This is a genomic window from Streptomyces sp. NPDC058964 (assembly GCF_042741275.1).
Lineage (GTDB): Bacteria > Actinomycetota > Actinomycetes > Streptomycetales > Streptomycetaceae > Streptomyces.
The window spans coordinates 1-8,533 of sequence record NZ_JBHYKH010000396.1 but is presented as its reverse complement, the minus strand read 5'-3'; the positions used below and the strand labels follow the sequence as shown (position 1 = coordinate 8,533).

7 protein-coding genes are annotated in these 8,533 nt (G+C 70.9%); all 7 read left to right on the top strand.

Annotated features, from left to right (window positions below; all coding sequences use genetic code 11):
* The first annotated feature begins 80 nt into the window (after positions 1 to 80).
* The 7 genes from shc (at position 81) to ACFW2E_RS34495 (ending at position 8,447) form a co-directional block, all read left to right on the top strand.
* Positions 81 to 2,126, top strand: coding sequence for a squalene--hopene cyclase (gene shc / locus ACFW2E_RS34525; protein ID WP_384472182.1), 2,046 nt, complete (start codon positions 81 to 83; stop codon positions 2,124 to 2,126).
* Complete coding sequence (locus tag ACFW2E_RS34520) at positions 2,126 to 2,767, top strand: 1-hydroxy-2-methyl-2-butenyl 4-diphosphate reductase (RefSeq protein WP_384472180.1); 642 nt, start codon at positions 2,126 to 2,128, stop codon at positions 2,765 to 2,767. Before shc ends, ACFW2E_RS34520 begins: the two co-directional genes overlap by 1 nt.
* A gap of 5 nt (positions 2,768 to 2,772) precedes the next feature.
* The gene (hpnH, locus tag ACFW2E_RS34515; RefSeq protein WP_384472178.1) at positions 2,773 to 3,798 is read left to right on the top strand and encodes an adenosyl-hopene transferase HpnH; all 1,026 of its coding nucleotides are present in this window, start codon (positions 2,773 to 2,775) and stop codon (positions 3,796 to 3,798) included.
* 4 nt (positions 3,799 to 3,802) lie between these two features.
* A complete protein-coding gene (gene ispG, locus ACFW2E_RS34510) occupies positions 3,803 to 4,963 on the top strand; it encodes a flavodoxin-dependent (E)-4-hydroxy-3-methylbut-2-enyl-diphosphate synthase (protein WP_384472175.1) in 1,161 nt (386 codons plus the stop codon).
* 189 nt (positions 4,964 to 5,152) lie between these two features.
* A complete protein-coding gene (locus ACFW2E_RS34505; RefSeq protein WP_384472172.1) occupies positions 5,153 to 6,001 on the top strand; it encodes a GNAT family N-acetyltransferase in 849 nt (282 codons plus the stop codon).
* A gap of 87 nt (positions 6,002 to 6,088) precedes the next feature.
* Positions 6,089 to 6,670, top strand: coding sequence for a GNAT family N-acetyltransferase (locus ACFW2E_RS34500; protein ID WP_384472169.1), 582 nt, complete (start codon positions 6,089 to 6,091; stop codon positions 6,668 to 6,670).
* A 73-nt stretch (positions 6,671 to 6,743) separates the two neighbouring features.
* Positions 6,744 to 8,447, top strand: a complete 1,704-nt coding sequence (locus tag ACFW2E_RS34495) for a proline--tRNA ligase (protein ID WP_384472166.1) — start codon at positions 6,744 to 6,746, stop codon at positions 8,445 to 8,447.
* Positions 8,448 to 8,533 lie beyond the last annotated feature (86 nt).

Below are 8,533 nucleotides of genomic sequence, written 5' to 3'. Positions count from 1 at the left end.
CGGGGGCGCGCCCCCACACCGCCCCGCCCGACGGCGGACCCACAGCAGCACGACTCGCACGACTGCACGAAGGGGAAGCCATGACAGCGACGACCGACGGAAGCACCGGGGCCGCCCTGCCGCCCCGCGCTGCCGCGGCCAGCGAAACCGACATCACCACTCCCGTGGCGGCCGGGGTACAAGAAGCCGCCGGGCGCGCCGTCAGGCTCGCCACCGACTTCCTGCTCTCCCGGCAGGACGCCGAGGGCTGGTGGAAGGGCGACCTCGAGACCAACGTCACCATGGACGCCGAGGACCTGCTGCTCCGTCAGTTCCTGGGCATCCGCGACGAGGCGACCACCAGCGCCGCAGCGCTCTTCATCCGCGGCGAGCAGCGCGAGGACGGCACCTGGGCCACCTTCTACGGCGGTCCCGGAGAACTCTCCACCACCATCGAGGCGTACGTCGCCCTGCGACTGGCCGGCGACGAGCCCGAGGCCCCCCACATGGCCAGGGCCTCCGCCTGGATCCGCGAACGGGGCGGCATCGCCGCCGCCCGCGTCTTCACCCGGATCTGGCTGGCCCTGTTCGGCTGGTGGAAGTGGGAGGACCTGCCCGAACTCCCGCCGGAGCTGATCTACTTCCCCAAGTGGATGCCGCTCAACATCTACGACTTCGGGTGCTGGGCCCGGCAGACCATCGTGCCGCTCACCGTCGTCTCCGCGAAGCGCCCCGTACGTCCCGCGCCCTTCCCGCTCGACGAGCTGCACACCGACCCGGCCGAGCCCAACCCGCCCCGGCCGCTCGCTCCCGCCACGACCTGGGACGGAGCCTTCCAGCGCCTGGACAAGGCACTGCACCGGGTCCGCAGGGTCGTGCCGCGCAAGCTGCGCCGGGCGGCGATGAACTCCGCCGCCCGCTGGATCGTCGAGCGGCAGGAGAACGACGGCTGCTGGGGCGGCATCCAGCCGCCGGCCGTGTACTCGATCATCGCCCTGTACCTGCTCGGGTACGACCTCGAACACCCCGTCATGCGCGCGGGACTCGAGTCGCTGGATCGTTACGCCGTGTGGCGCGAGGACGGCGCCCGGATGATCGAGGCGTGTCAGTCCCCCGTGTGGGACACCTGCCTGGCGACCATCGCGCTCGCCGACGCCGGGCTCCCCGCGGATCATCCGCAGCTGGTCAAGGCCGCCGACTGGATGCTCGGCGAGGAGATCGTACGGCCCGGCGACTGGTCCGTACGGCGTCCCGGACTCCCGCCGGGCGGCTGGGCGTTCGAGTTCCACAACGACAACTACCCCGACACCGACGACACCGCCGAGGTGCTCCTCGCCCTGCGCCGGGTCAGGCACCACGACCCGGAGCGGGTGGAGAGGGCGATCGCGCGCGGGGTGCGCTGGGAACTCGGCATGCAGTCCAGGAACGGCGCCTGGGGAGCCTTCGACGCCGACAACACCAGCCCCTTCCCCAACCGGCTGCCGTTCTGCGACTTCGGCGAGGTCATCGACCCGCCCTCGGCCGACGTCACCGCGCACGTCGTCGAGATGCTCGCGGTCGAGGGGCTCTCCCACGACCCGCGCACCCGGCGCGGCATCGAGTGGCTGCTCGCCGAACAGGAGCCGGACGGCTCGTGGTTCGGACGCTGGGGCGTCAACTACATCTATGGCACCGGGTCGGTGGTGCCCGCGCTGACCGCCGCCGGGCTCCCCGCCTCCCACCCGGCGATCCGCCGGGCCGTGACCTGGCTGGAGAGCGTCCAGAACGACGACGGCGGCTGGGGCGAGGACCTGCGCTCCTACAAGCACGTCAAGGAGTGGAGCGGCCGCGGCGCCTCCACCGCCTCCCAGACCGCCTGGGCGCTGCTCGCGCTCCTGGCCGCGGGGGAGAGGGACTCCAGGGCCGTCGAGCGCGGCGTCGAATGGCTCGCGGCCACCCAGCGGGCGGACGGCTCCTGGGACGAGCCGTACTTCACCGGCACCGGCTTCCCCTGGGACTTCTCCATCAACTACCACCTCTACCGGCAGGTGTTCCCGCTCACCGCACTCGGCCGCTATGTGCACGGCGAGCCGTTCGCCGTCGCGCACCCCGTGAAGGCCGCCGGACGGGGCGCCGCGAAGCCCCTCGCCGAGGCCAAGGGGAGTTGATGAGCGCACAGCCCGCCCCGGCCCCGCTGCTGATCGCCTGCGCGCTCGGCATCGAGCACCTCGCCCTGCGCTCGCGCGACCACGGCGGAGCCGGCGGGCCGGTCACCGTCCTGCGCACCGGCATGGGGCCCAGGGCGGCGGAACGCTCCGTCGCCGACCGGCTGGCCGACCCGGCCTTCGCCGGCGCGGCCGTCCTGGCCACGGGCTTCTGCGCGGGACTCGCCCCCGGTATGCACCCCGGCGACCTGATCGTCGCCGAGGAGACTCGTGACCCGCGCGGAAACGTCACCTGCGTGGGCACCGGCCTGCTGGTCGAGGAACTCGCGCGCACCGTGCCCGGCCGCGCCGTCCACACCGGGCCGCTCACCGGCTCCGATCACGTGGTCCGCGGCCAGGAACGTTCCGACCTGCTCGCGACCGGCGCGATCGCCGTCGACATGGAGTCCGCGGCCACGCTCCTGAGCGCCGTCCGCGCGGGTGACCGCCCCGTTGCGGCCGTACGGGTGGTCGTGGACGCTCCAGAACATGAACTCGTCCGGATCGGCACGGTGCGCGGTGGAATATCGGCTTTCCGCGTCCTTCGATCCGTCATTCCCGCTTTCTACGAATGGCACCGTTCTTTGCTGCTCCCTCGGAGGTGAGCCAGATGGCCATGCCGCTGCGTCAGTCCATCAAGGTCGCTACATACCTGCTCGAACAGAAACTGAGGAAGCGGGACAAGTTCGCTCTGCTGGTCGAACTGGAGCCGTTGTTCGCCTGCAACCTCAAGTGCGAGGGCTGCGGCAAGATCCAGCATCCGGCGGGCGTCCTCAAGCAGCGCATGCCCGTCGCGCAGGCTGTGGGAGCGGTCCTGGAGTCCGGTGCTCCGATGGTGTCCATCGCCGGCGGCGAGCCGCTGATGCACCCCCAGATCGACGAGATCGTACGGCAGTTGGTGGCGAAGAAGAAGTTCGTCTTCCTCTGCACCAACGCGCTGCTGATGCGCAAGAAGATGGACAAATTCAAGCCGTCGCCCTACTTCGCCTGGGCGGTGCACATCGACGGACTGCGGGAGCGGCACGACGCCTCGGTGGCCAAGGAGGGCACCTTCGACGAGGCGGTGGAGGCCATCAAGGAGGCCAAGCGGCGCGGTTTCCGGGTGACCACCAACTCGACCTTCTTCAACACCGACACCCCGCAGACAGTCGTGGAGGTGCTGAACTTCCTCAACGACGACCTGCAGGTCGACGAGATGATGCTCTCGCCCGCCTACGCCTACGAGAAGGCCCCGGACCAGGAGCACTTCCTCGGCGTCCAGCAGACCCGCGAGCTTTTCAAGAAGGCCTTCTCGGGCGGCAACCGCAGGCGCTGGCGGCTCAACCAGAGCCCGCTCTTCCTGGACTTCCTGGAGGGCAAGGTCGACTTCCCGTGCACGGCGTGGGCGATCCCGAGCTACTCGCTGTTCGGCTGGCAGAAGCCCTGCTACCTGATGAGCGACGGCTACGTGGCCACGTACCGGCAGCTCCTGGAGGAGACCGACTGGGACGCGTACGGCCGCGGAAAGGACCCGCGGTGCGCCAACTGCATGGCGCACTGCGGCTATGAGCCGACCGCGGTCCTGGCCACCATGGGCTCCCTCAAGGAGTCGCTGCGGGCCGCCCGCGACACCATGACGAGCGGAAAGCAGCAGTGACGTCATGACCGCCATTCCCCTGGGCGTCCCCGAGGTACCGGCCCGGCCGATCGCCGAGCGGCGCGTGTCGCGGCAGATCCACGTCGGGCCGGTGGCCATCGGGGGCGGGGCCCCGGTGTCCGTGCAGTCGATGACCACGACCCGTACCTCGGACATCGGCGGCACCCTGCAGCAGATCGCGGAACTCACCGCGTCCGGCTGCCAGATCGTCCGCGTCGCCTGTCCCACGCAGGACGACGCCGACGCGCTCGCGACCATCGCCCGCAAGTCGCAGATCCCGGTGATCGCCGACATCCACTTCCAGCCCAAGTACGTCTTCGCCGCCATCGAGGCGGGCTGCGCGGCGGTGCGCGTCAACCCGGGCAACATCAAGAAGTTCGACGACCAGGTCAAGGAGATCGCCAAGGCGGCCAAGGACCACGGCACCCCGATCCGCATCGGCGTGAACGCGGGCTCGCTGGACCGGCGGCTGCTGCAGAAGTACGGCAGGGCGACCCCGGAGGCGCTGGTCGAGTCGGCCCTGTGGGAGGCGTCCCTGTTCGAGGAGCACGACTTCCGGGACATCAAGATCTCCGTCAAGCACAACGACCCGGTCGTGATGATCGAGGCGTACCGGCAGCTCGCCGCCCGGTGCGACTACCCGCTCCACCTCGGTGTCACCGAGGCCGGTCCCGCGTTCCAGGGCACGATCAAGTCGGCGGTCGCCTTCGGCGCCCTGCTCTCCCAGGGCATCGGCGACACCATCCGCGTCTCCCTCTCCGCCCCGCCCGCCGAGGAGGTCAAGGTCGGCATCCAGATCCTGGAGTCGCTGAACCTCAAGCAGCGCGGTCTCGAGATCGTCTCCTGCCCGTCCTGCGGCCGCGCCCAGGTCGACGTCTACAAGCTGGCGGACGAGGTCACGGCGGGCCTGACCGGCATGGAGGTCCCGCTGCGCGTCGCGGTCATGGGCTGTGTCGTCAACGGCCCCGGCGAGGCGCGCGAGGCCGATCTGGGGGTCGCCTCCGGCAACGGCAAGGGGCAGATCTTCGTCAAGGGCGAGGTCATCAAGACCGTCCCCGAGTCGAAGATCGTGGAAACCCTGATCGAGGAGGCCATGAAGCTGGCCGAGCAGATGGAGGCAGAGGGCATCGCCTCGGGCGAGCCTTCGGTGTCGGTCGCGGGCTGAGCCAGGCCCGGGCGGGCCCGTGTCCCGAGCGGGCCCGCGCCCCCAAAGGGGCACGGGGAACTGCGCGATCAGCCATGGACGGCCGGCAGCCGCCGGCGAACCGGAACCTCCCCGGGCTAGAAGGCGCACCCCCAAAGCAGCGCAGCTATAGTGCGGAGATCAGCAGAACCTCAGGGTGAGGCCCCGCACGTGTTGACCCAGACCACCTCACGGGTGCTCGATCCGAGCGACCTGGACGCCGCGCTCGCGGTCCTCGACCGCGAGCCCGTCGCGAACGCCTTCGTGACGTCCCGGGTACAGGTCGCCGGCCTCGACCCATGGCGGCTCGGCGGCGAGATGTGGGGCTGGTACGAGGACGGCATGCTGACGTCCCTGTGCTACGCGGGAGCCAACCTCGTCCCCATCTGCGCCACCCCCAGGGCCGTACGCGCCTTCGCGGACCGCGCGCGCAGGGCCGGCCGGCGCTGCTCCTCCATCGTCGGCCCCGCCGAGCCCACCACCGAACTGTGGCGGCTGCTGGAGCCGCACTGGGGCCCGGCCCGCGAGGTCCGCGCCCGCCAGCCGCTCATGGTCACCGACCACATGCCCGCCGACATCGCCCCGGATCCCTACGTCCGTCGCATCCGCAAGGACGAGATGGAGACGATCATGCCGGCGTGCGTGGCGATGTTCACCGAGGAGGTCGGCGTCTCCCCGCTGGCCGGCGACGGTGGGCTGCTGTACCAGGCACGGGTCGCCGAACTGGTCGGCTCCGGTCGCTCCTTCGCCCGTCTCGACGAGCACGGCAAGGTCGTCTTCAAGGCCGAGATCGGCGCGGCGACCGCCCAGGCCTGCCAGATCCAGGGCGTGTGGGTCGCCCCCGAGTACCGGGGGCGGGGACTCGCGGCGCCCGGCATGGTGGCCGTGCTGCGGTACGCGCTGGCGGACGTGGCACCGGTCGTGAGCCTGTACGTCAACGACTACAACACGGCGGCCAGGCGGACGTACCGGAGAGTGGGCTTCCAGGAGGTCGGCGCGTTCATGAGCATCCTGTTCTAGTTTCCCTTCCGGCTCCCCCGGCGTCGTGTTCCGGCCGCGGCCCACAGGCCTGTTCTGAGCCCGGTGCGCGCCCTGTAGTCTCCCCGCATGCTGCGCATTCCCGGTCACGGTGACCGCCATCCCGACGACATCGTGATCGGCCCGCTCGACCTGTCGGCCCGTGTCGACGAGGCCCTCGCCGTGCAGGCCGTCGCCTTCGGGCTGGGCGCCGACGAGGTCGCCGTACGCCGGCAGATCGTGCTGCGCCACATGACCTTCCCGGGCGCCCGCGCCCTCGGCGCCACCACCCCCGACGGCCGCCTGGCCGGATTCGTGTACGGCATGCCCAACGACCGCGCCCACTGGTGGTCCACCGTCGTGGAGCCCTACCTGCGCGCCCAGGGCCATGTCGAGTGGCTCGACGACTCCTTCGTGATCACCGAGCTGCACGTCCACCCGCGCCACCAGAACCGGGGCATCGGCCGCTCCCTGATCACCACGATCACCGACGGTGCCACCGAGCCCCGTTCGATCCTCTCCGCCATCGACACCGACAGTCCCGCCCGCGGCCTGTACCACTCCCTCGGCTACCGGGACCTGGCCCGCCAGGTGCATTTCCCCAGCGCTCCCAAGCCCTACGCCGTCATGGGTGCCCCTCTCCCGCTGCTCCGCCGCCAGGACATGGTTTAACCGATTTCCACCGGCACAGCGAGCCCGGCTAACCTCCTAGCCATCACCCTTTCCCGGCAGGAGTACGAGAACCATGGCGAACGCACCGGTCCAGCGCATGTCCCAGTTGATGGCGAAGACGCTGCGCGACGACCCGGCGGACGCCGAGGTCCTCAGCCACAAGCTCCTCGTCCGTGCCGGCTACGTCCGCCGCACCGCGGCAGGCATCTGGAGCTGGCTGCCGCTCGGCAAGAAGGTCCTCTCCAACGTGGAGCGGATCGTCCGCGAGGAGATGGACGCGATCGGCGCCCAGGAGGTGTCGCTCCCCGCCCTGCTCCCGCGTGAGCCGTACGAGGCGACCGGCCGCTGGGACGAGTACGGCCAGGAGCTGTTCCGTCTCCAGGACCGCAAGGGCGGCGACTACCTCCTCGGCCCCACCCACGAGGAGATCTTCACCCTGCTGGTGAAGGACCAGGCGTCCTCCTACAAGGACCTGCCGGTGATCCTCTACCAGATCCAGACGAAGTTCCGTGACGAGGCCCGCCCCCGGGCCGGCATCCTGCGCGGCCGCGAGTTCCTGATGAAGGACTCGTACTCCTTCGACCTGGAGGACGAGGGCCTCGCCCAGTCGTACGCCCTGCACCGCCAGGCCTACCAGCGCGTCTTCGAGCGTCTCGGTCTCGACTACCGCATCTGCGCGGCCACCGCGGGTGCCATGGGTGGCTCCAAGTCCGAGGAGTTCCTCGCCCCGGCCGGTGCCGGCGAGGACACCTTCGCCGACTGCCCGAACTGCGACTTCGCGGCCAACACCGAGGCGATCACCTACGAGCTCAAGCCCGTGGACGGATCCGGCGTGCCCGCCGCCGAGGAGATCCCGACCCCGGACACCCCGACCATCGAGACCCTCGCCGCCCACCTCGGCGTCCCGGCCTCCGCCACCCTGAAGAACCTCCTCGTCAAGGTCGACGGCGAGATCGTCGCCGTCGGCGTGCCCGGCGACCGCGAGGTCGACATGGGCAAGGTCGAGGCGCACTTCGCCCCGGCCGCCGTCGAGCTGGTCACCGCCGAGGACTTCGTGGGCCGTCCGGACCTGGTCCGCGGTTACGTCGGTCCGCAGGGCCTGGAGAAGGTCACGTACATCGCCGACCCGCGCGTGGCCCCCGGCACCTCCTGGATCACCGGTGCCAACAAGGAAGGCATGCACGCGAAGAACGTCGTCGCGGGCCGTGACTTCGAGGTCGACACCTACGTCGACGTCGTGGTGGTGCAGGAGGGCGACCCGTGCCCGAAGTGCGGCACCGGCCTCAAGCTGGACCGCGCCATCGAGATCGGCCACATCTTCCAGCTGGGCCGCAAGTACACCGACGCCCTCAAGCTCGACGTCCTCGGCCAGAACGGCAAGCCGGTCCGCGTGACCATGGGTTCCTACGGCATCGGCGTCTCCCGCGCGGTCGCCGCCATCGCCGAGCAGAGCGCCGACGAGCACGGCCTGGTGTGGCCCAAGGAGGTCGCCCCGGCCGACGTCCACGTCGTCGCGGCCGGCAAGGCCCTGCAGACCGAACTCGCCCTCGACGTCTCCGAGAAGCTGCGGGAAGCGGGCCTGCGCGTCCTGGTCGACGACCGGGCCGGTGTCTCCCCGGGCGTGAAGTTCACGGACGCCGAGCTCATCGGCGTACCGCAGATCCTGGTGGCGGGCCGCCGCTCCGCCGAGGGCGTCCTGGAGCTGAAGGACCGCAAGACCGGTGAGCGCGAGGAGCTGACGGTCGAGGAGGCGATCGCCCGCCTGACGGCCCGGTGACCCGGCCGTAGGACGCCCGACGCCCCGGGCCGGTGGGGCCCCCCCCCCCCCCGGGGGGGGGGGGCCGGCCCCCCCCCCCCACCCGC

Excerpts from the sequence above, each read along its gene's own strand:
- shc (WP_384472182.1), top strand. The coding sequence starts at position 81 with ATGACAGCGACGACCGACGGAAGCACCGGGGCCGCCCTGCCGCCCCGC.
- ACFW2E_RS34520 (WP_384472180.1), top strand. The coding sequence starts at position 2,126 with ATGAGCGCACAGCCCGCCCCGGCCCCGCTGCTGATCGCCTGCGCGCTC.
- hpnH (WP_384472178.1), top strand. The coding sequence starts at position 2,773 with ATGGCCATGCCGCTGCGTCAGTCCATCAAGGTCGCTACATACCTGCTC.
- ispG (WP_384472175.1), top strand. The coding sequence starts at position 3,803 with ATGACCGCCATTCCCCTGGGCGTCCCCGAGGTACCGGCCCGGCCGATC.
- ACFW2E_RS34500 (WP_384472169.1), top strand. The coding sequence starts at position 6,089 with ATGCTGCGCATTCCCGGTCACGGTGACCGCCATCCCGACGACATCGTG.
- ACFW2E_RS34495 (WP_384472166.1), top strand. The coding sequence starts at position 6,744 with ATGGCGAACGCACCGGTCCAGCGCATGTCCCAGTTGATGGCGAAGACG.